The 25,967-nt window shown below is 71.3% G+C and carries 21 protein-coding genes; 12 read left to right on the top strand and 9 right to left on the bottom strand.

The genetic code is table 11. The features are described from left to right. Positions 1-23: 23 nt before the first annotated feature. The 3 genes from EWH70_RS35855 to EWH70_RS20035 all read left to right on the top strand — a co-directional run bounded on the left by EWH70_RS35855 (position 24) and on the right by EWH70_RS20035 (position 2,476). Positions 24-428 (top strand): VOC family protein, encoded by a 405-nt coding sequence (locus EWH70_RS35855; RefSeq protein ID WP_205669185.1) that lies wholly within the window; start codon positions 24-26, stop codon positions 426-428. 37 nt (positions 429-465) lie between these two features. After that, the gene (locus EWH70_RS20040; protein ID WP_130477004.1) at positions 466-783 is read left to right on the top strand and encodes a hypothetical protein; all 318 of its coding nucleotides are present in this window, start codon (positions 466-468) and stop codon (positions 781-783) included. 145 nt (positions 784-928) lie between these two features. Beyond that, positions 929-2,476, top strand: a complete 1,548-nt coding sequence (locus tag EWH70_RS20035) for a GMC oxidoreductase (protein ID WP_205669184.1) — start codon at positions 929-931, stop codon at positions 2,474-2,476. A 415-nt stretch (positions 2,477-2,891) separates the two neighbouring features. Here the strand turns inward: EWH70_RS20035 and EWH70_RS20030 are convergent, their stop codons facing one another. Genes EWH70_RS20030 through EWH70_RS20020 form a run of 3 tightly spaced genes read right to left on the bottom strand, consistent with a single transcriptional unit; the run spans position 2,892 to position 5,349 of the window. Further along, positions 2,892-3,380, bottom strand: coding sequence for a carboxymuconolactone decarboxylase family protein (locus EWH70_RS20030; protein ID WP_130477002.1), 489 nt, complete (start codon positions 3,378-3,380; stop codon positions 2,892-2,894). After that, positions 3,377-4,456, bottom strand: a complete 1,080-nt coding sequence (locus EWH70_RS20025) for an NAD(P)H-dependent amine dehydrogenase family protein (protein ID WP_130477001.1) — start codon at positions 4,454-4,456, stop codon at positions 3,377-3,379. Before EWH70_RS20025 ends, EWH70_RS20030 begins: the two co-directional genes overlap by 4 nt. Positions 4,457-4,488: 32 nt before the next feature. Beyond that, positions 4,489-5,349, bottom strand: a complete 861-nt coding sequence (locus EWH70_RS20020) for a LysR family transcriptional regulator (protein ID WP_130477000.1) — start codon at positions 5,347-5,349, stop codon at positions 4,489-4,491. A 75-nt stretch (positions 5,350-5,424) separates the two neighbouring features. Between EWH70_RS20020 and EWH70_RS20015 the strand changes: the two genes are divergently transcribed. Further along, a complete protein-coding gene (locus tag EWH70_RS20015) occupies positions 5,425-6,267 on the top strand; it encodes a PhzF family phenazine biosynthesis isomerase (RefSeq protein ID WP_130476999.1) in 843 nt (280 codons plus the stop codon). A gap of 18 nt (positions 6,268-6,285) precedes the next feature. Here EWH70_RS20015 and EWH70_RS20010 read toward each other — a convergent pair whose 3' ends face one another. Further along, positions 6,286-7,692 (bottom strand): short-chain fatty acyl-CoA regulator family protein, encoded by a 1,407-nt coding sequence (locus EWH70_RS20010; RefSeq protein ID WP_130476998.1) that lies wholly within the window; start codon positions 7,690-7,692, stop codon positions 6,286-6,288. 104 nt (positions 7,693-7,796) lie between these two features. Here EWH70_RS20010 and EWH70_RS20005 point away from each other — a divergent pair, with 104 nt between their 5' ends. Genes EWH70_RS20005 through EWH70_RS19995 form a run of 3 tightly spaced genes read left to right on the top strand, consistent with a single transcriptional unit; the run spans position 7,797 to position 11,286 of the window. Further along, positions 7,797-9,278: an MmgE/PrpD family protein gene (locus tag EWH70_RS20005; protein ID WP_130476997.1), complete on the top strand. Its 1,482-nt coding sequence runs from the start codon at positions 7,797-7,799 to the stop codon at positions 9,276-9,278. Continuing rightward, positions 9,278-10,171, top strand: a complete 894-nt coding sequence (prpB, locus tag EWH70_RS20000; RefSeq protein WP_130476996.1) for a methylisocitrate lyase — start codon at positions 9,278-9,280, stop codon at positions 10,169-10,171. Before EWH70_RS20005 ends, prpB begins: the two co-directional genes overlap by 1 nt. A gap of 8 nt (positions 10,172-10,179) precedes the next feature. Continuing rightward, positions 10,180-11,286 carry a bifunctional 2-methylcitrate synthase/citrate synthase gene (locus tag EWH70_RS19995; RefSeq protein ID WP_130476995.1) on the top strand — a complete coding sequence of 369 codons (1,107 nt, stop codon included), beginning with the start codon at positions 10,180-10,182 and terminating at the stop codon, positions 11,284-11,286. Here EWH70_RS19995 and EWH70_RS19990 read toward each other — a convergent pair. The 4 genes from EWH70_RS19990 to EWH70_RS19975 form a co-directional block, all read right to left on the bottom strand. Continuing rightward, positions 11,279-12,112 carry an arginase family protein gene (locus EWH70_RS19990; RefSeq protein WP_130476994.1) on the bottom strand — a complete coding sequence of 278 codons (834 nt, stop codon included), beginning with the start codon at positions 12,110-12,112 and terminating at the stop codon, positions 11,279-11,281. The genes EWH70_RS19995 and EWH70_RS19990 overlap by 8 nt on opposite strands. 3 nt (positions 12,113-12,115) lie before the next feature. Beyond that, positions 12,116-13,885: a BTAD domain-containing putative transcriptional regulator gene (locus EWH70_RS19985; protein WP_130476993.1), complete on the bottom strand. Its 1,770-nt coding sequence runs from the start codon at positions 13,883-13,885 to the stop codon at positions 12,116-12,118. A gap of 199 nt (positions 13,886-14,084) precedes the next feature. Continuing rightward, complete coding sequence (locus EWH70_RS19980; RefSeq protein ID WP_240687093.1) at positions 14,085-14,654, bottom strand: TetR/AcrR family transcriptional regulator; 570 nt, start codon at positions 14,652-14,654, stop codon at positions 14,085-14,087. Between the two features lie 374 nt (positions 14,655-15,028). Beyond that, positions 15,029-15,814, bottom strand: coding sequence for a TetR/AcrR family transcriptional regulator C-terminal domain-containing protein (locus EWH70_RS19975; RefSeq protein ID WP_130476991.1), 786 nt, complete (start codon positions 15,812-15,814; stop codon positions 15,029-15,031). Positions 15,815-15,899: 85 nt separating this feature from the next. On the opposite strand from EWH70_RS19975, the gene EWH70_RS19970 reads away from it, so the two are divergent. Beyond that, positions 15,900-18,167, top strand: a complete 2,268-nt coding sequence (locus EWH70_RS19970; RefSeq protein ID WP_130476990.1) for an ATP-binding cassette domain-containing protein — start codon at positions 15,900-15,902, stop codon at positions 18,165-18,167. A gap of 3 nt (positions 18,168-18,170) precedes the next feature. Here the strand turns inward: EWH70_RS19970 and EWH70_RS19965 are convergent, their stop codons facing one another. Then, a complete protein-coding gene (locus tag EWH70_RS19965; protein WP_130476989.1) occupies positions 18,171-19,271 on the bottom strand; it encodes a serine hydrolase domain-containing protein in 1,101 nt (366 codons plus the stop codon). 359 nt (positions 19,272-19,630) lie between these two features. On the opposite strand from EWH70_RS19965, the gene lanKC reads away from it, so the two are divergent. The 4 genes from lanKC to EWH70_RS19945 all read left to right on the top strand — a co-directional run bounded on the left by lanKC (position 19,631) and on the right by EWH70_RS19945 (position 25,893). Beyond that, positions 19,631-22,195: a class III lanthionine synthetase LanKC gene (gene lanKC, locus EWH70_RS19960; RefSeq protein WP_130476988.1), complete on the top strand. Its 2,565-nt coding sequence runs from the start codon at positions 19,631-19,633 to the stop codon at positions 22,193-22,195. 21 nt (positions 22,196-22,216) lie between these two features. Further along, a complete protein-coding gene (locus EWH70_RS19955; protein ID WP_130476987.1) occupies positions 22,217-22,360 on the top strand; it encodes a SapB/AmfS family lanthipeptide in 144 nt (47 codons plus the stop codon). Positions 22,361-22,501: 141 nt separating this feature from the next. Continuing rightward, positions 22,502-24,166, top strand: a complete 1,665-nt coding sequence (locus EWH70_RS19950; protein ID WP_130476986.1) for an ABC transporter ATP-binding protein — start codon at positions 22,502-22,504, stop codon at positions 24,164-24,166. Then, positions 24,163-25,893 carry an ATP-binding cassette domain-containing protein gene (locus EWH70_RS19945; RefSeq protein WP_130476985.1) on the top strand — a complete coding sequence of 577 codons (1,731 nt, stop codon included), beginning with the start codon at positions 24,163-24,165 and terminating at the stop codon, positions 25,891-25,893. Before EWH70_RS19950 ends, EWH70_RS19945 begins: the two co-directional genes overlap by 4 nt. Positions 25,894-25,967: the final 74 nt, after the last annotated feature.

Raw genomic sequence — 25,967 nt, 5'->3', positions numbered from 1 at the left:
TTCGCCGAGAATGGGACGGTGGGATGAATCTCGTCCCTGACCTGCGTAAACGACCGGCCGTGGGACGGTGGGACGGCTCGCGCTGGAATACTGCGGCCGTGCTGGACGGCACCGTCGATGCGCCGCCGGACGGCCACGCCGGCTGGATGGAGTACCAGGTCGCCCGGGGATTCCCGGCCTGCGAACGGGTCGAGTTCGCCGCGGTGACCGGCGACGGCGGCCGGGCCCGCTTCATCGCCGTGCCCGAGCCGAAGCGGGGCAAGAACCGGCTGCACCTCGACGTCCGCGCGACCGTCGCCGGTGACGACCCGGCGGCCAACGCCGGCCGGGTGGACACGCTGGTCACGCGCCTGACCGGCCTTGGCGCGACCCCCCGGGGCAGCGGCGTGGCCGCTACACAGCGCTGTTCATGCTCGCGGTGCCGGTGACCGTCGCCGTGGGAACGCCGCTGTCGACGCTGCTCATGTGGCGACGGTTCCCGGCTGGCGCTTCATGTTCTTCGCCGAGGGGCTGCGGGCCGCCCTGGACGCCGAGCGGGAGGACGTCGCCGAGGTCGGCCGCGGCTCGTTGCGGGCGGCGCTGCGGGACGTACGGGTCTACGTGATCGACCTGATCACGGCGTTTCCCTCCGTGCTGGCGGCGGTGTCGAGGTGGCTGTACGCCCGCCGCTCCGACCGGGCGGGCGAACGGCTGCGGCAAGTCGCGCTGGCCCTCGCCGGGTTCGTGGTGGCCGCCGCGGCCGGCACGCCGGCGTTGCGCCGCGGCGCCGCGTTCACGCGCTGATCAGTACTCCAGCCGGGCGAAGTCCTTCGCGTTCGCCTGCATCGCAAAGTATAACTTGTTCTTATTCGCCTACAGTGAGGAACGTCACATGAACAACGATGTCATGTGGGGTAAGGGTTCCCGAGGTTTCTCCCGACGGTCGTTCATGGTTGGAACAAGTTCCATTGTCGGTCTCGCCGCTCTGGGTGGCCGGGCTGCCATCGCGGACGCCGCCCGCGTACCAGCGCTGGTGATCGGCTCCGGCTACGGCGGTTCGGTCGCCGCGCTGCGGCTCGCGGAGGCCGGCGTCGACGTTCACGTCGTCGAGCTGGGCATGTCCTGGGACACCCCCGGTCCGGACGGTAAGATCTTCGCCAACACAACCAAGCCGGACTACCGGTCGTTCTGGCTGCGTACCCGCACCAAGCAGCCGCTGAGCAACTTCCTCGGGTTCCCGCTGGACAAGGACGTCCCGCGGTACACCGGAATTCTCGACGCCGAGGACTTCGCCGGCATCAGCGTCTACCAGGGCCGCGGGGTCGGCGGCGGCTCGCTGGTCAACGGCGGGATGGCGGTGACGCCGCGACGGCAGCACTTCGGCGCCGTTCTGCCGTCGGTGAACCCGGACGAGATGTACGACGTCTACTACCCCCGGGCCAACGCCGGGCTCGGAGTGACCAATGTGGACCCCGCGTGGTGGGAGGGCACCGACTGCTACCAGTACGCGAGGGTCGGCCGCAAACACGCGCAGCGCTCGGCGTTCCCGTTCGTCTTCGTGCCCAACGTGTACGACTGGGAGTACATGAAGCAGGAGGCCAGCGGGGCGGTCCCGCACTCCGCGCTGGCCGGTGAGGTGCTCTACGGCAACAACCACGGCAAGAAGACGCTGGTGAAGACCTACCTGGCGCGGGCGAAGGCGACCGGCCGCGTGACGATCTCCCCGCTGCACCGGGTCACCTCGGTCGCGCCCGCCGGTGGCGCGTACACGGTGACCATGGAGCAACTCGACACCACCGGAGCCGTGACGGCGACCAAGTCGGTGACCGCGGACCGGGTGTTCTTCGCCGCCGGGAGCGTCGGCACCAGCAAGCTGCTGACCAAACTCAAGGCGACCGGCGTGCTGCCGAACCTGAACGGCGAGATCGGCAAGGGCTGGGGCGACAACGGGAACGTCATGTGCGGCAGGGCGAACCATCTGTGGGACCCGACCGGCAAACTCCAGTCGGCGATGCCGACGGCGGGGATCGACAACTGGGACGCCGGTGGCGCCTTCGCCGAGGTGGCCCCGCTGCCGACCGGGATCGAGACCTGGGCGTCGTTCTACCTGTCGATCACCAGGAACCCGCACCGTGCCGAGTTCACCTGGAACGCGGGCGCGGGGCGGGTCGACCTGAGCTGGCAGACCGCGTGGAAGCAGCCGTCGATCGACGCCGCGAAGACGATCTTCGACAAGATCAACGCCAAGGAGGGGACGATCTACCGGACGGATCTGTTCGGCGCGTACAAGATCTGGGGCGACCACCTGACGTATCACCCGCTCGGCGGCGTGGTGCTGAACAAGGCGACCGACAACCACGGGCGCCTGCACGGTTACCGGGGCCTCTACGTCATGGACGGCTCGCTGATCCCGGGCAATGCCAGCGTGAACCCGTTCGTCACCATCACCGCGCTGGCCGAGCGCAACATCGAGGCCATCGTCACCGCCGACCTCTAGACCAAAGTCGGGCGCCGGGCGTGAGCAAGGGAGCTTTACTAGCGAAGAAGGGTAGTAAAGCTCCCTTGCTGTCTTACTGGTGGGGCTGCCGTGGCTGGCGAGGCCAGTGGGACGCCGGGGATCGCGTGAAGGCCGAGTTCCTGTCGCCAGACGTGATGAAGGTGGCCTTCACGTACCCGACGCGAACCCGTCAGGCGGGCACACCTGTCACACCGGCACCAGCCAACGCACCCACCCCACCAACCACCACGAACGAGACAACACCCCCGGCACCTCGCCGCCAGCAACGGCACCATACTTGCGCGAGACGCAACCACAGCGCCCTTGCCGACGGCCCCCAGGCCGTCGCTGCCAACCTTGCCGGGACCCTGATGTCTCACGTAACGAAGGGCCTTCACGAGCTTGGCGAGCCGGGTCACGACGTCGCGTGGCCGGGCAGGACGCACATCGTGTCGATGCCCAGCACGTGGTTGAGCCTGCCGAAGGCCAGCCACGAGCCGATGCTCATGCTCAGCTCCACGATCTCCGCCTGGCTGTAGCGGGCGGTCATCCGGTTCCAGAAGTCCTCGTCGAGGTTGTGGTGGTCCAGTGCGTACCGCTCGGCGTACTCGGCGGCCAGCCTCGTGCGGTCGTCGAACGCGTCGGTGGTTCGCCACTGGGCCACCGCGTCGGCGAAGGACTCCTCGACCTTCTGCCCGTCCCGCTCGGTACGCCAGTCCAGGCAGAACACGCAGCCGTTGATCTGCGCGATCCGCAGCCGCGCCGCCTCGAACTCACGCAGCCCGAGGCTGGTGTTGGCGTACACGGCGAGCGAGAAGTTCGACGCCGCCGCGCCGATCTCGGGCACCATCTCACCCCACACGTAGGCGATCGGGTCCTTGCCGCTGGGGATGTCGATGTTCATCGTGGACTCCTTCCGAGCCTGCCGACGGCGGGTCGCAGCGGAACGTCGAGTGCGTCGTAGAGGCCCGGCCCGGCTTCGACGAGCCAGTCGATGGCCGACACCAGCCGCCCGACGGCCGTGGCGTTGCCACCGGCGGACTGGTTCGCGTCCTCGTCGGTCGCCTCCACGGTGACCTCGATGCGCGGCCTGCCCTCGATGATCACCCGGTGCGCGCCACCGGGGTTGGGCGGCTGCGGCCAGTCCGGCGCGCAGGAGGGGTGGATGCGGGTCACGTGCTCGATGACGATGCGGACCTCGCCGTCGACGACGCCCTGCACCTCGAACCGCACCGCGCCCTGGGTGCCCTGCTCGAACTCGCCCATCGTCCGGGTGGTCACGGTCCGCTCCAGCGGGCGCCGGTCGACGGTCTCGCGCAGCTCGTCCAGCTCGACCTTCAGCGCGCGGGCCATCAGCCGGATCTGGCCGCCCCACACCATCGACGGCACCGACGCCGCCAGCATCGGCGGCTGGTAGTCCATCGGCTGGCCCATGCCGACGAGGTAACGCACCGAGTCGGGCTGCTCGTAGGTGGAGTAGTCGAAGATCTCCTGGCAGCGGATGACGTCGACGGTCGTGCCGAGGCCGCTGATCAGCAGCGGCAGGACGTCATTGCCCCAGCCGGGATCGACGCCGGAGACGAACAGCGACCCGCCTCCCTGCTCGACGGCCGCCAGCAGCGGTTCCCGCAGTTCCGCCGGAGCGTTGCGCTGGTCGTAGAGCGCGTACAGCGACGGCGTCACCACCACGGCGCCCGCGCCGACGCACCTGACCAGATCGGCGAGCGCGTCGGCAGGCCGGATGTCACCGGACGCCGCGTACACCACCGCCCGCGGCTTCGCGGCGAGCACGGCGGCGACGTCGCCGGTCGCGGCGACCCCGAGCGCGCGGTCCAGCCCGGCCAGTTCGCCCGCGTCCCGGCCGACCTTGCCGGGATCGTGGACGACGACGGTGGACAGCTCCAGCGCGGGATGGGCGTCCACGGCGCGGATCGCCGCCCGGCCGACGTTTCCGGTGCCCCACACGGCCGTGGTAATCATCGTTCGAGCCTAACGAACGCTTGCTTCGGTGCCTACCGCCAAGCGGCGCCGATCGCCTCGGTCACCGTGGCCACCGCGGGGGAGACCCACCGGCGTGGATCGGTCACGACGGCCAGCGGGACGTCGGGCAGGTCGACCGCGACCTCCCGCAGCGAGCCGTCGGCCAGTTGCGCCGCCACCGCGATCCTCGGCAGCACCGACAGCCCGAGCCCGGCCAGCACGCACGAGCGGGCCGCCTCGATGCTGCCGAAGCGGGTGATCCGCGCTGGCCCGGCCAGCTTCGCGGCGAACCGGTCGCTGTAGGAACAGCCTTCCTCCAGCAGGAAGTGGGCGAAGCCGGCCAGTTCCCGCCAGGTCACGGTGCCGTGTGCGGCGGGATGGGCTGGCGCGGCGACCAGCGTGACCGGCTCCGCGCCGACCACCTGACCGTCGGCGGGCACCTGGTCGTCCAGCACGAGCGCGACGTCGAACCGGCCGTCGACCGCCCGCAGCCCGGCCAGCGCGGCAGACGTTCCCGCCGGGGCGAGGTGCACCCGCAACTCGGGGTGCCGCGTGGCGAGTTCCGCGATCACGACCGGCAGCCGGTAGGCGCACATCGACTCCGGCGCGCCGACGGTCACCTCACCCGCGACGACCTCGTCGGCGCGGGCGGCCGCGAACAGGCGGTCCTGCGCGTCGAGAACCTCCCTGGCGTGCTGGGCGACCCGGGTGCCCGCCGGGGTCAGCCGGGATCCGCCGGGTAGCCGGTCCACCAGCGGCAGGCCGAGTTGCCCCTCCAGGCTCTTGATGTGGCTGGTCACGGTGGACTGCACGACGTGCAGGTCGGCGGCGGCAGCGGTGAAACTGCCGGTCCTGGCGAGGGTGAGGAACGTGCGTAGCAGCTGGGTGTCCACGTCATCGAGTTTATCGATAACGTCTATGTCCAATCATCGTTGGAACAAATCGCGCCAACGGGGGAAGGTAGGGGCATGACAGACGTTCTCCGCTACGCCGCCTTCACCACCGACCCCGCCACCGGCAACCCGGCGGGGGTCGTGCTCGACGCACAGCACCTCGACGACGACGACATGCAGGCAGTCGCGGCCGACGTCGGGTACTCGGAAACCGCGTTCCTCTCGCCGCTGGGCCCGGGGGAGCGCCGCTTCCGCCTGCGGTTCTTCAGCCCGCGGGCGGAGGTGGCCTTCTGCGGGCACGCCACCGTCGCCACCGCCGTCGCGCTGGCCGAACGGGACGGGACCGGCCCGCTGACGTTCGAGACGCCCGCCGGTGAGGTGACCGTCGAGACCCGCGAGGACGGCACGGTCGTCGCCGGGATCACCAGCGTGCCGGCCCGGTCGCGGCCCGCCACGGCGGACGAGCTGGACCGCGCGCTGTCGGCCCTGCGCTGGCAGCCCGCCGACCTCGACCCCGACTGGCCCGCCCACGTCGCGTTCGCCGGCAACGAGCACCTGGTACTCGCCGCCCGCACCCGCGAGCGGCTGGCCGACCTCGACTACGACTTCACCGCACTCGCCGACCTGATGCGGGAGCGGAACTGGACCACCGTGCACCTGGTCTGGTTCGCCGAGGACGGCACCGTGCACGCCCGGGATCCGTTCCCCGTCGGCGGCGTGGTGGAGGACGCGGCGACCGGGGCGGCGGCGGCCGCGTTCGGCGGTTACCTGCGGGAACTGGGCCGGGTCACCGAACCGCGGCGCATCACGGTCGTGCAGGGCGAGGACATGGGGCGGCGCAGCGAGCTGATCGTCGACGTCCGCCCGGACGACCCGCGGGTCACCGTCACCGGCGCCGCCACCCGGATTCCGGGGTAGCTCCGGGCTTTCGCCGGGTCACCGCGCCGGTGGGTAGGGCAGCAGGCTGCTGCTGTTCTCGTCCACCCGCAGCGGCTTCCCGATCACCGGGAACGCCCGCTGCGGGCAGGCGGGGCGCTCACACACCTTGCAGCCCATGCCGATCGGCGTCACCGCGGCAGCCGAGCCGAGCGCGATCCCGTCCGAGTAGACGAGCCTGCGGGCGTGCCGCAGTTCGCAGCCCAGTGCGATGGCGAACGTCTTGCCGATCTCACCGTGCCCGCCGCTGCCCCGCGTGACCGTGCGGGCGATCCAGAAGTACTTCTTGCCGTCGGGCAGTTCCGCCACCTGTGTGAGAATCCGGCCGGGCGAGCCGAACGCCTCATAGACTATCCACAGTGGACACGATCCGCCCGCACGGGAGAAGTGGAAACCGGTCGCGGACTGGCGTTTGGAGATGTTGCCCGCCCGGTCGACCCGGACGAACGAGAACGGCACCCCGCGCGTACCCGGCCGCTGCAGCGTGGACAGCCGGTGACACACCGTCTCGAATCCGACGCCGAAGTGGTCGCACAGCCGCGCGATGTCGTAGCGGTAGCGCTGTGCCACGCCGAGGAAGGTCCGGTACGGCAGCACCAGCGCGCCCGCGAAGTAGTTCGCCAGGCCGATTCTGGCCAGCCTGCGCGCGGTGCCGCCGGTGAACGGGCCGGTCGCGGCGAGCCGGTCGATGGTCTCGCCGGCCTCCAGCCAGGCGAGCTGCGACGCCAGCCGGAACGCCGCCTGCCCCGGCCGCAGTGTCGGCGACAGCCGCAGCTCGCGCCGGGCCGGGTCGTACCGGTGCTGGTCCTCGCCCGGATCAAGGCCGGCGTCGACCACCGCGATGCCGTGCCGCTCGGACAGCCGTGCCGCCAGCGCCCGGCGGACGTCGCCGGGCCGCAGCCGCAGCTCGGCCGCCAGCCGCTCGGCCGGCTCGTCCAGCTCAACGATGTGGTTGCTGCGCTGGTAGAAGTAGTCGCGGACCTCCTCGTGCGGCAGCTGGGTGGCGGTCGGCTCGAGGCCCTGCTCGGCGACCAGCGCGGCGATGTTCTCCGTCGCCTCGCGGTAGCGGTGGTGCAGCGCGACCAGCGTGCGGGCGACGCCCGGCAGGTTCGCGGTCAGCTCGTCCAGCTCGCCCGGTGAGATCGTGCCGCCCACCGAGTCGTCGGTGAACACCTCGCGTACATCGGCGACCAGCCGGGCGGTGTCCTGCGGGGCGAAGAACTCGGCGTCGACGCCGAACGTCTCGGTCAGCCGCAGCAGCACCGGCAACGTCAGCGGGCGGGTGTTGTGCTCCAGCTGGCTGACGTAGCTGGCGGAGATGTCCAGCTGCCTCGCCAGCTCGGCCTGACTCAGCGAACGGCCCTCCCGCAGCTGCCGCAGCCGCGCACCGGCGTAGGTCTTCTCCACATCACAACCTTTACACGATCGCCGGAAATCTTCACAAGACATGACATCTGCCCTGGTGGTTCCCTTGTGGAGGGCAACACCACCTTCACAAAAGATGGGAAAGCATGATCGACCACACCGTCCGCACGCACGCCTCGGCGGAGTCGCTCGCCCGCGAGGAGCAGCTGGCCTGGAAGCTCGCCGCCGTGGCCACCGACCCGGTCGCGGTGACCGCCGAGGTCACCGAGATGGTGATCAACAGGGTGATCGACAACGCCGCGGTCGCGCTCGCCTCGCTCACCCGCCGCCCCGTCCGGGCCGCACGCGACCAGGCGACGCGGCACCCGTACCGGCCCGGCGCGAGCGTGTTCGGCACCGATGGGCGGTACTCGCCGGAGTGGGCGGCCTGGGCCAACGGCGTCGCGGTGCGTGAGCTGGACTACCACGACACCTTCCTCGCCGCCGACTACTCGCACCCCGGCGACAACATCCCGCCGGTGCTGGCGGTCGCCCAGCACACCGGCCGCGGCGGCGCCGACGTCGTCCGTGGCATCGCGGCGGGCTACGAGCTGCAGGTGAACCTGGTCCGCGGCATCTGCCTGCACGAGCACAAGATCGACCACATCGCGCACCTCGGACCGTCCGCGGCCGGTGGTATCGGCGCGCTGCTCGGCCTGGACACCGAGACCGTCTACCGTGCCATCGGGCAGGCCCTGCACACCACGACCGCCACCCGGCAGTCCCGCAAGGGCGAGATCTCCTCGTGGAAGGCCTACGCCCCGGCGTTCGCCGGCAAGGCCGCCGTCGAGGCCGTGGACCGCGCCATGCGGGGTGAGGGTGCGCCCAGCCCGGTCTACGAGGGCGAGGACGGCGTCATCGCCTGGCTGCTCGGCGGTCCCGACGCGCGCTACACCGTGCCGCTGCCCGGCCCCGGCGAGCCCAAGCGGTCCATTCTGGACACCTACACCAAGGAGCACTCCGCCGAGTACCAGAGCCAGGCGCTCATCGACCTCGCCCGCAGGCTCGGTCCGCGGATCGGCGAGTTCGACAAGGTGAGCAGGGTGGTCATCCACACCAGCCACCACACGCACCACGTGATCGGCTCCGGCTCAGGCGACCCGCAGAAGTACGACCCGGCGGCCAGCCGGGAGACACTGGACCACTCGATCCCCTACATCTTCGCCGTCGCGCTGCAGGACGGGCAGTGGCACCACGAACGGTCCTACGCGCCCGACCGGGCGGCCCGCCCGGACACGGTCGAGCTGTGGCGGAAGATCAGCACCGTCGAAGATCCACAGTGGACACTCCGGTACCACGACCCGGAACCGGCGTTCGGCGGCAGGGTCGAGGTCGAGCTGGTCGACGGCACCGTGCTCACCGACGAGATCGACGTCGCCGACGCCCACCCGGCCGGGGCGCGGCCGTTCGGCCGCGAGCAGTACGTGGCGAAGTTCCGCACGCTCGCCGACGGCGTCGTCGGTGCCGCCGAGCAGGACCGCTTCCTGGACGCTGTCACCCGGCTGCCCGAGCTGGACAGCGCCGGCCTGGCCGGCCTGTTCCCGGCAGCGGAGGCCGACACCGCGCCCGCGACGAGGGGGATCTTCTGATGTTGCACGCCACCACCTCGCCGTCGGCCAAGCGGGCGGCTTTCCGTGCCGCGCTGGCGTCGGGCGGGCTGCAACGCTTCCCCGGCGCGGTCAACCCGCTGACCGCGAAACTGATCCAGCGGCACGGCTTCGACGGCGTGTACGTCTCCGGTGCCGTCGTGTCGGCCGAGCTGTGCCTGCCCGACATCGGCCTGACCACGATCACCGAGGTGGCCGGCCGCGCCCAGCAGATCGCCAGGGTCACCGACCTGCCGACGCTGGTCGACGCCGACACCGGCTTCGGCGAGCCGATGAACGTCGCCAGGACGGTGCAGCTGCTGGAGGACGCCGGGGCGGCCGGGCTGCACATCGAGGACCAGGTCAACCCCAAGCGCTGCGGGCACCTGGACGGCAAGGAGGTCGTCGACCGCGACACCGCCGTCCGCCGGATCGCCGCTGCCGTCGCCGCCCGGCGCGACCCGGACTTCGTGGTCGCCGCGCGCACCGACGCGCTGGCCGTCACCGGCATGGCCGACGCCGTCGACCGGGCGAAGGCCTACGCGGACGCGGGCGCCGACCTGCTGTTCGCCGAGGCCATGACCGGCCCCGCCGACTTCGAACGCGTCCGCGCGGCCGTGGACATCCCGATCCTGGCCAACATGACCGAGTTCGGGAAGAGCGAGCTGCTGGACACCGCGACGCTGGAGTCGCTGGGAATCAACGTGGTCATCTACCCGGTGACGCTGCTGCGGCTGGCCATGCACGCGGCCGAGGACGGCCTGCGCACGCTGGCCGAGCACGGCACGCAGCGCGAGCTGCTCGACCGCATGCAGCACCGCCGTGACCTCTACGCCCTGCTCGACTACGAGTCCTACGGGGTCTTCGACGACGACGTCTACAACTTCCGGCTCTAGGAGGCAGCATGTCCACCATCCACAAAGGACTCGACGGCGTCGTTGTCGACACCACCGGGATCTCCATGGTCAACCCGGACACCAACTCGCTGACCTACCGCGGCTATCCCGTCCAGCAGCTCGCCACCCGCTGCCGGTTCGAGGAGGTCGCCTACCTGCTCTGGCACGGCGAACTGCCCACGCCCGCCCAGCTGGCCAAGCAGACCGAGGCCGAGCGCGCGCAGCGGGAACTGCCCCGTGAGCTGGTCACCACCCTGCTGTCGCTGCCCGCGACCGCGCACCCGATGGACACGTTGCGCACGGCCGTGTCGATCCTCGGCGCCAACGACCCGCACGAGGACGACAACTCGCCGCGGGCCAACGCCGCCAAGGCGTTGCGGCTGTTCGCCGCGCTGCCGTCGGTCGTGGCGTTCACCCAGCGCCGCCGCAGGGGCCTGCTGCCGCTGCCGCCAAGGGACGACCTCGGGTTCGCGGAGAACTTCCTGTACCTGACGTTCGGCGAGGTGCCCGAACCGGAGATCGTCCGGGCGTTCGAGACGTCGCTCGTGCTCTACGCCGAGCACAGCTTCAACGCCTCGACGTTCACCTCCCGCGTGGTCACCTCCACGCTGTCCGACCTGTACAGCGCGGTGACCGCCGCCGTCGGCGCGTTGAAGGGACCGCTGCACGGTGGGGCGAACGAGGCCGTCATGGCGATGTTCGCCGAGATCGGCGACGCCGCCAGGGCCCGGGAGTGGCTGGCCACGGCGCTGGCGGACAAGCGGAAGATCATGGGGTTCGGGCATCGGGTGTACAAGAAGGGCGACTCGCGGGTGCCGACCATGCGGCAGGCACTGGACGACGTGGCGAAGATCCGCGACGGGCAGGCGCTGCTGGATCTGTACGAGGAGCTGGCCGCCGCGATGCTCGACGCCAAGGGCCTGCACCCGAACCTCGACTACCCGGCCGGGCCCGCCTATCACCTGATGGGCTTCGACACCCCGGTGTTCACGCCGATCTTCGTGGCGGCGCGCATCACCGGCTGGACCGCGCACATCACCGAGCAGCTGGCCGCGAACAGCCTGATCCGCCCGTCCAGTGCCTACACCGGCGCCGCCGAACGGGCACTCACCTGAGGATGTTTCCGGTCAGCTCCAGCAGGTCGAGCGCCGCCGCGCGGACGGCGTCGCCGGTGTCGAACGCCGGGTCGTAGGCGGCGAACGTCGCGCTCACCACCGGCAGCAGCCCGGCGACGGCCTCGACGATCCGCCGTACCTCTGTGGCGCCGGGACCGCCGGGTACCGCGTATTCGTTGGCCCGGCCCACCAGCAAGGCGTCGTGGACGTCGAGATCGACGTGCAGGTGGACCCGGCGGACGTGGCCGGGCAGCTGCCGCACCGCGTCGGCGACCAGGCCGGCGTTGGCAGGCACCGACCGGATCGCCGACTCGGCGAGTACCGCCTCCTCGGCCGGGTCCAGGTCGCGGGCGCCGATCAGCAGCACGTGCTCGTCGGGGACCGGCCGGAAGCCGGGGACCGTGGCGGCCAGCGCGGGCCAGCAACGGCCGGTGAGCACGGAAAGCCCCATCCCGTCGACGAATCCGGACGTCGTGGTGTCCGGGGTGTTCAGGTCGCCGTGCGCGTCCAGCCAGAGCACCGCGAGGTCGTCGGTGCCGGTGGTCATCCCGGCGACCACGCCGACGGTGGCGTTGCAGTTGCCGGACAACACGACCGGCGCGGTGGCCGCGGACCGCGCCAGTGCGGCCTCGCGGGCGATGGCCCGCTGCAGTTCGGTAGCGGCCCGGACCTCCTGCGGGAACCCGGGATTCTCCAGCTCCACGGTGACGACCTCGGTCGCCCCCAGCCGGCCTGCCGCCCCGCCGTCGAGCAGGTGGCCGGGACCGGCGCCCATGCGCTCGCCGTGACGGCCGGAGTCGTACGGCGACAGGATCAACCGGACCATGGCTCAGCGCCCCGCCCGCCGGGCGAGTTTCGGTGGCGCCGGCCGCATGCTGGGTACCCGGGCCGTGTTCAGCAGGCCGCGGGTCCGCAGGTTCTCCAGGCACCTGGCCACGCTCTGGTCGGGCGCGGCCGCGAGCCCGGCGCCGACCGTGCGCAGGGCCGTCGGCAGGTAACCGCACGCCTTGGCGACCTCGGCGACCGCGGCGGGTTCGGCGGCTGCCCGGTCGGGACCGATCATCGCCGCGAGCAACGCGTGTGCGTGCTCCGGCGGCAGGGCGTCGACCGGGATCTGCTCGGCACCGTCCCGCGCCGCCAGCCCGGTCAGCTGCTTGCGGCTGGTGACGATCACCGCGCAGCCCGGCCCGCCCGGCAGCAGCGGCCGCACCTGCGCGGCGTCGGCGGCGTTGTCCAGGACGATCAGCACCCGGCTGCCGGCGAGCTGGCTGCGGTACAACGCGGCGGCCTCGTCCTGGTCGGTCGGGATGCGGGTGTCGGGAAGGCCGAACGAACGCAGGAACCTGGCCAGCGCCTCGGCGGGCCGCACCGGCTGCTCGGGTGGGCAGCCACGCAGGTCGAGGAACAGCTGGCCGTCCGGGAACCGGTCCCGCACCCGCTGTGCCCAGTGCACGGCCAGCGCGGTCTTGCCAGCGCCGCTCTGTCCTTCCAGTACGGAGATGGCCATCGTCGTGCCCTGCTCGGCGAGCATGGCGTCGAGCCGGGACAGCTGTGGTTCCCGCCCGACGAAGCCGGGCACGGCGGCAGGCAGCTGAGCGGGCAGTGGCATGGCCGGGCAGGTGTTCGTGGCCGTGGCGGGCAGGTCGTCACGCAGGACCCTGGCGTGGGCGTCGCGTAGCTCCGCGCCGGGCTCGATGCCCAGTTCGTCGCACAGCCGTGCCCGTACGTCCTCGAACAGCCGCAGCGCCGCGGCCTGCTGGCCGCTGCCCGCCAGCGCCAGCATCAGACGGGCGTGCACGCCTTCGTGCAGGGGTTCCTCGTCGGCGAGCTGACGTAGCTGGGTGACCGCGGGATGGTGGCGGCCGAGCGGGAGCGCGAGGTCGGCGAACTCCAGCACCGACGCCAGCCGTCTGCCGGCGACCGCGCGGGCGAGCGGGTGTCTGCGCAGGCCGGCCGGCAGGCCGGCGAGGACCGGACCACGCCAGGCCGCGACGGCCTGCTCGAACACGTCGAGTGCGTCGCCCGCGTCGGTGTCGACGAGCAGCCTGGCCTTGGCGACCAGGGCGTCGAACCGCAGCAGGTCGACCTCCTCCGGGTCGGCGACCAGCACGTAACCCTCGGGAGCGGACGTGACCAGGTCCTCCAGCAGGTGCCTGCGCAGGATGCGGCGCAGGCCGGAGACGTAGGTGTGCACCAGGTTGGCGCAGGTCGCCGGGGGCTGTTCACCCCACAGCGTGTCGACGATGTCGTCGCGGGACACGGTGTGGTTCGCGTTCAGCGCGAGCAGCGCGAAGATGCAGCGCTGCTTCAGCGGACCGAGGTCGATCGGCCCGCCGGGGCCGGTGACGCTCAGCGGACCCAGCAGGTCGATCCGCAGCCGCCGGCCCCTGCCGGGGTCGACGAGTTCGTCCGCGGCGAGGCCGAGTGCGCCCGCCAGTAGCCGGATCGACGTCCGGCGCGGCTCGGTGCGACCGTGCTCGATGGAGCGGATGGTCCGCAGGCTGACGCCGGAGCGCTCGGCGAGTTCCTGCTGGGTCAGTTGGGCATTGACCCGTGATTCCCGCAGCGCCGCGCCCACGGCTCGGGGGTTGTCGTTCACCGCGTCCCTTCGTTCCCCTCCACGCTCACCCGTTCGATACTGGATACCGGATCAGACAGGGTGAAGCACAACCTGAGTACCCCACTGAGTCGTTGCTCAGTCACGGAATGTCACCCGAATGGCCCCGTCGAACGGGCGGGTGGGGGTGTGTTCGTTTCACCACCGTACGTGCTCAGCCGAATGGGTCGCTAAGAATCGGCTAGGGGCGGTAGCGCAGGCCGTCCACCAACAGGTTGATCAGCCGGTCGGTGCGTTCCCGCTGTTCGGGGTCGTCGCAGGCGAGCGGCAGTCCGCTGAGGGCCATCAGCAGGTCGATCGCGGTGATGTCGGTCCGGAAGACGCCCGCTCGCGTCGCGGCGCCGAGCAGCGTGGTCATCGCGCCGACGAGCCGGTCCCTGCTGTGCTTGAACGGGTCACCGCCCGACGCGATCACCGCTCTTAGCGCGTCTGCCATGCCGTGCTTGGTGTTCAGGTAGTCGATGAACCGATCAAGCCACGCCCGGAACGCCTGCTCCGGTGCGAGTTCGTCGAGGAGGGCGGGCACCGAGTCGCACAACCGGTCCAGCTCGTGCCGGTAGGTGGCCTCGATCAGGGCCTCGCGGGTGGGGAAGTGCCGGTAGAGCGTGCCGATGCCGACCCCCGCCGCCTTGGCGATCGACTCCAGGGTGGCGTCGCCGTCGCTGGAGAACGCCGAGACGGCCACTTCGAGCAGCCGTTCACGATTGCGGCGCGCGTCCGCGCGCAACGGCCGGGTGCCAGAAGCCGACACGGCGTCCCTCCTTCGGGTGCGGAGGTCCACCTTCCCACGCCCTACCATCCGGAGGACACTCCGCTTAGTCCGTGCCTTCCTGAACACGAGACTCGCGGCGGGCGGCCCGTTCGCCACGCGAGGACTGGGACCAGGCGGGCGGGAACGTGCAACTCGCGGGTCCGGAACGTACGACTCGCGCGTGAGAACGTACGACTCGCGCGAACGGGCCGTTCACGCGGGCGACCGGCACCAAGTGAGAACCCGGTCCACATCGTGAGTTCTGCGCTCATGCACGCGAGTTCTGCATTCCGGCCCGCGAGTTCCACGCTCGCGCACGGTCACCAGCCCCGGACCTTGCCGGGACCCCGACGCCCCTTCACGGCATGTCGGCGTCACGAACTCCGGGCGACCGCGGACTCGATGCCGTCCAGCAGGACGGTCAGGCCGACCGCGAAGGTCTCCTCCGCCTGCTGCTCCAGGTAGGGGCGGCCGGGGTCGAGCTGGAACGTGTCGTCGCGGCCGAGGCGGACCAGGGTGGGGAAGCGCTCGGCGAAGTCCGGCACGACCTCGGCCATCACCGCGGCGCGGGAGTGCCACCAGTCGTCGTTGGACACCCCGGTGCTGCGGGCCGCCAGCCGTGCTTCGGCGACGGTCTGCGCCGCGCCGCGCACGAAGTGGAACAGCGTGCCGACCACCCGCCGCAGCACCGCGGCGCTCAGCCCGCTGGTGTCCAAAATGGTCAGCAGCTTCTCCAGGACCGCGAACTCGTGCGGGCCCTGCACCGGCCGCACCTGCGAGACCTGCAGCAGCCAGGGGTGACGCTGGTAGAACCGCCACAGGTCCTCGGCCCAGGCCGTCACCGCACCCCGCCAGCCGTCGTCGGCCGGGTAGTCGCCCGACAGCTCCGCGTGCGCGCGGTCGTACATGAGGTCGATCAGCTCGCTCTTGCCTGGCACGTAGGTGTACAGCGCCATCGCCGTCCGCCCGAGCCGCTCGCCGACGGCCCGCATCGACAGCGCCGCCATGCCCTTCTCATCGGCCAGCTCGATGGCGGCCGCCGCGATCGTCTCCGCGGTCAGTGCCGGCTTCGGACCCGGCCGGGTCTGCTCGGCCGGCTCCGTTCCCCACAGCAGCGACAGCGACCGGCGGGCGTCTCCCTGCCCGGCGAAGACGACCACCTTGCATCTCCTTACAGTGTAAAGTAATCTGGTTCGCCGATTCCTTACGTTGTAAAGCGTAGCAATCCCCGAGGAGCAATCCCGCATGACCGATCCGCGCCCAGCCGCCGACAGCCACGACGTCATCGAGGTCCGTGGCGCCAGGGAGAACAACCTGGCCGACGTCTCCGTGGACATCCCCAAGCGCCGCCTCACCGTGTTCACCGGCGTGTCCGGCTCGGGCAAGTCCTCGCTGGTGTTCGGCACGATCGCCGCTGAGTCCCAGCGGCTCATCAACGAGACCTACACCGCGTTCATCCAGTCGTTCATGCCCAGCCTCGGCAGGCCCGACGTCGACGCCCTGCGCAACCTGAGCGCGGCGATCATCGTCGACCAGGAGCGGATGGGCACCAACTCCCGCTCCACCGTCGGCACCGCCACCGACGCCTCGGCCATGCTCCGCATCCTGTTCAGCAGGCTGGGCGAACCGTACGTCGGCACGTCCTCGGCGTTCAGCTTCAACAACGCCGAGGGCATGTGCACCGAGTGCGAGGGCCTCGGCCGCGCGACGACCATCGACGAGTCGCAGCTGGTCGACAGGGAGCTGTCGCTGAACGAGGGCGCGATCACCGTCCCCGGCTTTCAGGTCGACTCGTGGTACTGGCAGGTCCTGGCGGGTTCCGGCCTCTACGACCCGGACGTCAAGCTGAAGGACTTCACCCCGCGGCAGTGGGACGACCTGATGTACAAGCCGGTGACGAAGATCAAGACCTCGGGCGGGAACATCACCTACGAGGGGCTGGTGGTCAAGGTCCAGCGCCTCTACCTGGCCAAGGACCGCGAGTCGATGCAACGGCACGTCCGCGCGTTCGTCGACCGGGCCGTCACGTTCACCACCTGCGGTGCCTGCGGCGGCTCCCGGCTCAACCCCGCCGCGCTGTCGGCGAAGGTGGCGGGCCGCAACATCGCCGAGTGCTCGTCCATGCAGATCAGCGACCTCGCCGAGTGGCTGCGGCAGGTCGACGACCCGTCGGTCGCGCCGCTGCTGGCGACGCTGCGCGGCACGCTGGAGTCGCTGGTGGAGATCGGCCTCGGCTACCTGAGCCTGGATCGCGAGTCGAGCACGCTGTCCGGTGGCGAGGCGCAGCGGGTGAAGATGGTGCGGCACCTCGGGTCCAGCCTCACCGACGTCACCTACGTCTTCGACGAGCCGACGGTCGGCCTGCACCCGCACGACATCGCCCGGATGAACGACCTGCTGCTTCGCTTGAAGGACAAGGGAAACACGGTGCTCGTCGTCGAGCACAAGCCGGAGACGATCGCCATCGCCGACCACGTCGTCGACCTCGGCCCCGGCGCCGGTACGGCGGGCGGGCGGATCTGCTTCACCGGCGACGTCGCCGGGCTGCGGGCCTCGGACACGCTGACCGGCAGGCACATCGACCACCGCGCCCGGCTGCGCGACACCGTCCGGACGCCCACCGGTCAGCTGTCGATCGTCGGGGCGAACACGCACAACCTCAAGAACGTCAGCGTCGACATCCCGCTCGGCGTGCTGACCGTGGTCACCGGCGTCGCCGGGTCGGGCAAGAGCTCGCTGATCCACGGCGCGCTGCCCGGCCGCGACGGCGTCGTGGTGGTCGACCAGTCGCCGATCCGCGGCTCGCGGCGCAGCAACCCGGCCACCTACACCGGCCTGCTCGACCCGATCCGCGCCGCGTTCGCCAAGGCCAACGGCGTCAAGCCCGCCCTGTTCAGCGCCAACTCCGAGGGCGCCTGCCCGAACTGCAAGGGCATCGGACTGGTCTACACCGACCTGGCGATGATGGCCGGCGTCGCCTCGACCTGCGAGGAGTGCGAGGGCAAGCGGTTCACGCCCGAGGTCCTCAAGCTCAAGCTGCGCGGCAAGGACATCAGCGAGGTGCTGGCCATGTCCGTCGCGCAGGCGCGGGACTTCTTCCCGTCCGGGCAGGCCAGGGTGATCCTGGACCGGCTGTCCGACGTCGGGCTCGGCTACCTCGGGCTCGGCCAGCCGCTGACGACGCTGTCCGGCGGCGAGCGGCAGCGGGTCAAGCTCGCCATCCACATGGCCGAGAAGGCCGCCACCTACGTACTGGACGAGCCGACCACCGGCCTGCACCTGGCCGACGTCGACCAGCTGCTCGCGTTGCTGGACCGGCTGGTCGACGCGGGCAACACGGTGATCGTCATCGAGCACCACCAGGCGGTCATGGCGCACGCCGACTGGATCGTCGACCTCGGCCCCGGCGCGGGCCACGACGGCGGGCGGGTCGTGTTCACCGGCACGCCGGCCGACCTGGTCGCCACCGGCGACTCGCTGACGGCCCGGCACCTGCGGGAGTACCTGGCCTGAGGCTCAGCGCAGGGCCGACAGCACCAGGGTGCGGATCAGCGGGTGGTAGCGGCGGGCCGGTGCGTGTGCCATGAACACCACGGCCAGCCGCTCGACCGGGTCGGCCCACCAGTACGTCCCGCTGACGCCGGGCCAGGTGACCTCGCCGGGTGAGCCCGCGGTCGTCGCGCCACCGCTGCCGCGACGTACCGCGACGCCCAGCCCGAAACCGCTGGCCGGTTCCATGGCCGCCAGGCTGGTGAGGTCGGTGCCCGGGTCGAGCCGGTCGGTGAGCATGTGCTCGACGGTCTTGCGGCCGAGCAGCTCGCCGCCGCCGTCCAGCAGCAGCTGGGCGAACCGCAGGTAGTCGCTCGCCGTCCCGACCAGTCCCGCGCCACCCGAGTCGAACCGCGCGATGGACAGGTCCGGCATCCAGTGGCCGGGCAGCGCCCGCGCGTACCGGTGCGCGTCGCCGCCGGGCACGCCGAAGCCGGTGTCGGTCATGCCCAGCGGCGTGAACAACCGCTGTGCCAGGTAGTCGCCGAGCCGCTGGCCGGTCACGGCCTCGATGACCAGGCCGGTCAGGTCGAGTCCCCAGCCGTAGTGCCAGCGCTCGCCCGGCTGGTGCAGCAACGGCAGCGGAGCGAGCCGCTCGACGAACTCCGCGCCGGTGTAGGAGGTCATGCCGTTGCCGAACGCCTCGGTGTAGAGCTGGTGCACCGGCGTCGACCCGAGCATTCCCTCGACCATGCCGGACGTGTGCCGCAGCAGGTCGAGCACGGTCGGCTGCCGGATGGCGGGCTCCCGCCGCTCGCCGACCACCCGGTCGGCCAGTGGCGGCAGGAGTTCGCCGACCGGTGTGCCCAGCGGCAGCAACCCCTGTTCGTGCAGCAGCAGGGCGCCGGCGGTGGTGACCGGTTTGCTCATCGACGCGAGCCAGAACAGGGTGTCCTCGGTCATCGGCACGCCTGCCGCCGGGTCGCGGTAACCGTAGGCCCGCAGGTGGGCGAGCTTGCCGTGGTGGGCGACGGCGAGGACGGCACCGGGCAGACCGCCTCGCTCGACCTCCGTGTTCAGCACCGAATCGAGGGCGGACAGCTTACGGCTGGAGAGTCCGTCGGTCATCACCCGAGCATGATCGAACCACGATCGGGTGGCAACAATGGTATCTCTAAAATGGACAGTCTTATTGACGATTGTACAAGATGGTCCACACTCGACGATGATCTCGTTAGAATGAGTTAATGCGTCTGCGTTAACAGGCCCTACCAGGCAGTTTCCGCTTGCCAGTCGGCGTTACACTCCGACTGGGTGAAATGCGGGTGATGGTCCTACACGCTGCGTTTCCCTACCGCCCGGTATTACCGATCAGTGACCTCCGTCGGACCTGGCAAACCGCTGAAATGGCGGATTGGCTCACGGCCGTCCGACATGGGGGAATATTGCGGCACCCCGCGTAGTGAATTTTGACCAGGAAGGGTCCGATGGATCTCCGGTATGAAGCATTCTGCTTCGCGGACCCGTTGTTCTTCGACGAGCAGCGCAACGCCGGCACAGCCGAGGAGGATTTCGCGTCGGCACTTCCGCTGCCCGCCGGCTGGGTCGAGTCCGAGCGTGGAATCTGGCGTTCTCTGCAGCCGGTCGGCGCGGCGGGTTCGCTACCTGCTCAGGGCTGGAAGATCCACATTTCCGCGACAATGGACAATGCCGTGCACGTGCTGGCTACCGTGCACCGGTACTGCGTCGAGCAGGGTGTCGCCTACAAGCACCTGCGCACGCGTGGCATCCTGCTGGCTCGCAATTCGAAATACGCGCCGCGGGACGGAAGTGGAAAACTGATCACCATTTATCCGGCGGACGAGGACGGTTTGCAACGAGCCCTTGCGGACCTTTCCGCCGAGTTGTCCGGTCAGGCCGGACCCTACATTCTGAGTGATCTTCGCTACGGTGCCGGTCCACTCTTCGTCAGGTATGGCGGATTCGCCGAACAGTGGGTCGAGTCCGACGGAACGCGGGTACTGGCCATCCGCAAACCGGATGGCACGCTCGTACCGGACAAGCGTGGCCCGGCCTTTTCCTACCCCGCGTGGGTCGAATTACCCACATTCCTCGAGCCGCATGTCGCCGCCCGCAAGTCCGGCGACCCCGCGCAGTTCCCCTACCGCGTGACGCGGTCGCTGCACTTCTCCAACGGCGGTGGCGTCTACCTCGCCAACCGCCTCGCCGACGACCACGAGCTGGTCCTCAAGGAGGCGCGGCCACACGCTGGTCTGGACCGCGACCTGGTCGACGCCGTCGAGCGGCTACGCCGTGAGCACGAGATCCTCGAACGGCTGGCCGGGATCGCCGGCATTCCGGAGGTCTACGACCGGTTCACCGTGTGGGAGCACCACTTCCTCGCCATGCGGTACCTGCCGGGCAAGCCGCTGGGCTCCTGGCTGTCCCGGCACTACCCGCTGACCAGGCGGGAGGCGTCCGACGAGGATCTCGCCGCCTACGCCAGGCGGACACTGGCGTTGCTGGACCGCATCGAGCTGCTGGTGCGGCAGGTCCACGAGCGTGGTGTGGTGTTCGGCGACCTGCACGCGCTGAACATCCTCGTCGACGACGAGGACCAGCCCGCGCTCATCGACTTCGAGCTGGCCTTCGACGCCGCCACCGGCGGCAGGCCGGCGCTGGGCGCGCCGGGGTTCCGCGCACCCCGCGACCGCACCGGCACCGAGGTCGACACCTACGCACTCGCCGCCCTGAAGCTGTGGTTGTTCCTGCCGCTCAACACATTGCTGGAGCTGGCTCCCGCCAAGCTGGACTCGCTGGTGGACTTCGTCACCGAGCGATTCCCGCTGCCCAGCGGCTTCGGCGACGCCATCCGCGCCGAGCTGGCTCCCCGGGGCGACGTCCGGCACGAGCCGGCCACCACCGAGCTGGACCAGGCCGAGCCGGACTGGCAGGCGGTCCGCAAGTCGATCGCCGAGGCCATCCTCGCCAGCGCGACCCCCGAACGCACCGACCGGCTGTTTCCCGGTGACATCCAGCAGTTCGAGGTCGGCGGGCTGTGCTTCGGCTACGGCGCGGCGGGCGTGCTGCACGCGTTGCACAGGACCGAGGCAAGCCGGTACCCGGAACACGAGCGGTGGCTGATCGACGCCGTGCGCCGCACGCCGCCGGTGCGACCGGGGTTCTACGACGGTGCCCACGGCATCGCCTACGTACTGGAGAACTTCGGGCACCACGACCTCGCCGACGAGCTGCTGGCGGCGGCGGAGGGGCTCGTCCGCAAGACCACCGACCACAACCTGGAGGGCGGGCTGGCCGGCATCGGTCTGAACCACCTGCACTTCGCCGCCACCCGGGACGACCGGGCGCACCTGGACAAGGCCGTCCACCTCGGCGAGCGGCTGGCCGGTGCGCTGCCGGACGCTGAACCGCCGGGCAAGTTCGGCAGGGCGGGGCTGCTCAGTGGCTGGTCGGGGCCCGCGTTGCTGTTCACCCGGCTCTTCGAACGCACCGGCGACGAGACCTGGCTCGACCACGCGGCCGCCGCGCTCGACCGCGACCTGGCCGAGTGCGCGACCACCGACGACGGCTCGTTGCAGGTCCGCGACGGTGACGCCCGCACGCTGCCCTACGTCGGCATCGGCAGTGCCGGGATCGCGCTGGTGGCCGAGGAACTCGCCGTTCACCGGCCGCCTGCCGGCCGGCTGCCGGACCTGTTGCTGGCGTGCCGCGGCGAGTTCGTCATCCACCCCGGGCTGATGTTCGGCAGGGCCGGGCTGATGGCCGCGCTGGCCGCGGCGGGCCGCAGGCAGCCGGACCCGGAACTGGACGGTGTCATCGCGCGGCACCTGTCCCGGTTCGCCTGGTACGCGTTGCCCTACCGCGGCGGCGTTGCCTTCCCCGGCAACCAGTTGCTGCGGTTGTCGATGGACCTCAACACCGGCGGCGCCGGCGTGCTGCTCGCACTCGCCGCCGTCCTCGACGGCCATGGAGCGGTGCTGCCGTTTCTCGGCCGTACCCAAGACTTCCGGCCGAGTCGGCCGGGGGAGTGAAAACCGACGAAAGGATCCACCATGGAGCTCGTTCTGGACCTGCAGGCTATGGAGGACACCGAGGGCGCCCAGTTCGGCGGCGGCAGCGGCGGCGGCCACGGCAGCAACCTGAGCCTGCTGGCCTCCTGCAACAACAGCACCATCTCGCTGCTGACCTGCCACTGATCCTTCGGGGTAGGTGACAGACGGCGCGGGAGCGGCACAGGCCAAGTGCGCCGCTCCCGCGCCTTCATCATGGGCCACGATCACCCACAAGTGGGGCTGATTGCGCCATCTGCAACCTGATTTCTACGAAAGGGCGGCGGTATGCGCCGAGGTGACCGGCTGCTCGCGGCGGTCGCCTTCCGGGACCGCCCCCGGCTCACGTTGATCGTCACCGCCGCGCTGATCGGCGTCGCGGCCGGGCTCCTACTGCCCGGAGCCCTCGCCGACGCCGTCGACCGGGCCGTCGCGGGTGAGTCCAGCTGGCCCGCCGTCGCCTGGCTGCTCGCCGTCGGCGCGGCCGACATCGGCGCCGACGCCCTCGTCCTGCTGGTCACCGCCCGCCTGACCGCGTCGGCGGGAGCCTGGCTGCGGCGCAGGCTCACCCGGCACCTCGTCACGCTCGGCACGCGTTCCCGGTTCGCCGACGGCGACGCCGTCAGCAGGCTCACCGGCGACTGCGCGACCGCGTCCGGCGTCACCACCGTTCTTCTTCAGCTCGTCACGGCCACCGCGTTGTCGACCGGTGCCATCGTGCTGCTGGCCGTCCTGGACTGGCGGCTGGCGCTGGTGTTCCTCGGCAGCGTGCCGGTGGCGATGCTGCTGGCCCGGTCGCATCTGCGGCACACGGCCGACGACGTGCTCACCTACCAGCGGGTGTCCGGTGAGATCGCCGCACGGCTGCTGGACGCCGTCCGCGGCCTGCGCACGATCGCCGCGACCGGCACGGCCGGTCAGGAGACCCGGCGCGTACTGCGCCCGCTGCCCGAACTGGCCGGTGCCGGTGCCGGGATGTGGCAGACGCAGGCCCGCATGGTCTGGCGGGCGGCGTTGCTGCTGCCCGCCGTCGAACTGGCCGTCCTCGCCGCCGCCGGGTTCGGCGTCGCGGCGGGCAGGCTCAGCGTCGGCGACGTCCTCGCCGCGCTCGGGTACGTCGCGCTCGGCATGGGCCTGGTCGGCCAGATCCCGATGCTGACCACGCTGGCGCGGGCCCGCTCGTGTGCGCAGCGCATCGCCGAGGTGCTCGACGAGCCGCCGCCGCACGCGGGCCACTCCCGGCTGCGGCCCGGGCCGGGACACCTGGAACTGCGGGGGGTCACCGTCGACGGGGCACTGGACGGCGTCGATCTCACCGTACCCGGCGGGACGTTCCTCGCCGTGGTCGGGCCGTCGGGGTCGGGGAAGTCCGTGCTGGTCAAGACCATGGGCGGGCTGGTCACGCCGGACGGTGGACGGGTCCTGCTCGACGATCTGCCGATCGCGCGGATGCGGCCGGAGGCCCTGCGGTACGCGATCGGCTGCGCGTTCGAACGGCCCGCGCTGCTGGGCACGACCGTCGCCGACGCGGTCGCCTACGGAACGTGGGCCGGTGAGGTGGCCGTGCGCGCGGCCTGCCGCGCCGCGCAGGTGGACGACCTCGTCGTCCGGCTGCCCGACGGCTACCGCACGCCGCTCGCGCGGACCCCGCTGTCCGGCGGGGAGGCGCAGCGGCTCGGCCTGGCCAGGGCACTCGTACGCGGCCCCAAGGTGCTGCTGCTGGACGACGCCACGGCCAGCCTGGACACCGTCACCGAGGCACGGGTCGAGGACGCCATCGCGCACGCGCTGCCCGGCCGGACCCGGGTCGTCGTCACGCACCGGGTGGCCACGGCGGCCCGCGCGGACCTGGTGGCGTGGCTGGATGGCGGCAGGCTGGTGGCCGTCGCACCGCACGACGTGCTGTGGGAGCGCGGCGACTACCGCGCGGTCTTCACCGGGGACGAGTCGTGAGGCTGTACTGGCGTGCGCTCGCCGCCCAGTGGCGGGGCGGGCTGGTGCTGGTGGCCTGTTCGGCGCTGGAGGCGCTGCCCGCGTTCCTGTCCGGGCGGCTGGTCGAGCAGGCCGTCGACACCGGGTTCGCCGCCGGGGCGCCGGTGACCGGGCTGTGGTGGCTGGCCGTGTTCGGTGCCGTCTCGGTGGCCGGCGCGCTGGGCTCGCGGCTCATCTGGCGTCAGCTCGGCCTGGTGGTGGAGCCGTTGCGGGACGTGCTGGTCGACGCCGTCGTCGGCGGGGTACTGCGCGACCCGACCCCGCACCGGCACGCACCCGACGCCAGCGGCGTCGCCCGCATCACCCAGCACGTCGAAGTGGTGCGGGACGCCACCGCCGGGCTGCTCGTGCGCGCCAGGGGGATGATCGTGACGACCGTGGCCGCGCTGGCCGGGGTGTTCACCGTCGCGGGCGAGCTGGCCTGGCTGGTCGCGGGTCCGGTCGCCGGGGCGATCCTGCTGTTCTGCGGCTTGCTGCCGTCGCTGGCCCGGCGGCAGCGGGCCGTCGCGCTGGCCGACGAGCGGACCGCCGAGTCCGCTGGTGCGGTGCTCGCGGGCATGCGGGACGTCGTCGCGTGTGGTGCCGAGCGGGTGGCGACGCTGGGGGTCTTCGAGGCCGTCGACGGCCAGGCCGCGGCGGCGTCCCGGATGGCGAACGCGGCGGCGCTGCGCACGCTGGTGGTGTCCGTCGGCGGGTTCCTGCCGCTGGTTCTGGTGCTGCTGGCGGCACCGGGCCGGGTCGCGGCGGGCGAGCTGACGGCCGGTGCGGCGCTGGGGATGCTGGTCTACCTGGCGTCGACGTTGCAGCCCGCGCTGCAGGGCCTGGCCGCGACCGCGAGCACCGTGGTGCTGCGGCTGCTGGTGGCGTTGCGCAGGCTCGCCGAGACCGTCGACCACCCGGCCGTTCCGGCGGGAACGGCCCGTCCGGTCAACGCCAACGTCGTCGTGCGGGAGCTGACGTTCGGCTGGGGCGAGCACGCCGAACCGGTGGTGCGCGGGCTGAACCTGGACCTCGAACCGGGCGACCACCTCGCTGTCGTCGGCCCGTCCGGTATCGGCAAGTCGACATTGGCTGCCCTGCTGACCGGCATGGTGCGGCCGGGGCAGGGCAGTGTGCTGCTGGGCGGGGTGCCGGTCGGGGACACCGAGCAGGAGCTGCGGCACGAGCTGGTGGCGTTGATTCCGCAGGAGGCGTACGTTTTCGCGGGCACCGTCCGGGAGAACCTCGCGCTGGTGAACCCGGACGCGTCGGACGCCGACCTGCTGGCCGCCGCCGACGCGGTCGGCGCGAGCGGTCTGGTCGAGCGCCTGGGCGGGCTGGACGGGCCGATCGGCCACGCGGCCGAGGGCCTGTCCGCGGGGCAGGCGCAACTGCTGGCACTGGCCAGGGTGTACGCGGGCCGGGCACGGGTGGTCGTGCTCGACGAGGCGACGGCCAACCTGGACCCCGCCGCCGAGGCCCGCGCCGAGCGGGCGTTCGCCGAGCGGGGCGGCGTGCTGGTGGTGATCGCGCACCGGCTCAGCTCCGCGCTGCGGGCGCGCCGGGTGCTGGTGATGGACGGCGGTGACACCCTGCTCGGCACCCACGACGAGCTGCTGGCCACCTCGCCCCGCTACGCCTCCCTGATGCGGGCCTGGGACCCCACCCGCTCGCCCGCCGCCGTGCTCCCGGACGCCCAAAGCACGTGAAGGCCACAGTGATGATGTGTGTGGACGGAGATCGTGGAGGGCTTGGCTCGTAAAGCCACTGACGCCCGTTGTTG

Origin of the sequence: Amycolatopsis suaedae, assembly GCF_004214935.1 — a bacterium.
Lineage (GTDB): Bacteria > Actinomycetota > Actinomycetes > Mycobacteriales > Pseudonocardiaceae > Amycolatopsis > Amycolatopsis suaedae.
Note: the sequence above shows the minus strand (reverse complement) of the source record. Positions and strands in the feature narration are given on the sequence as shown.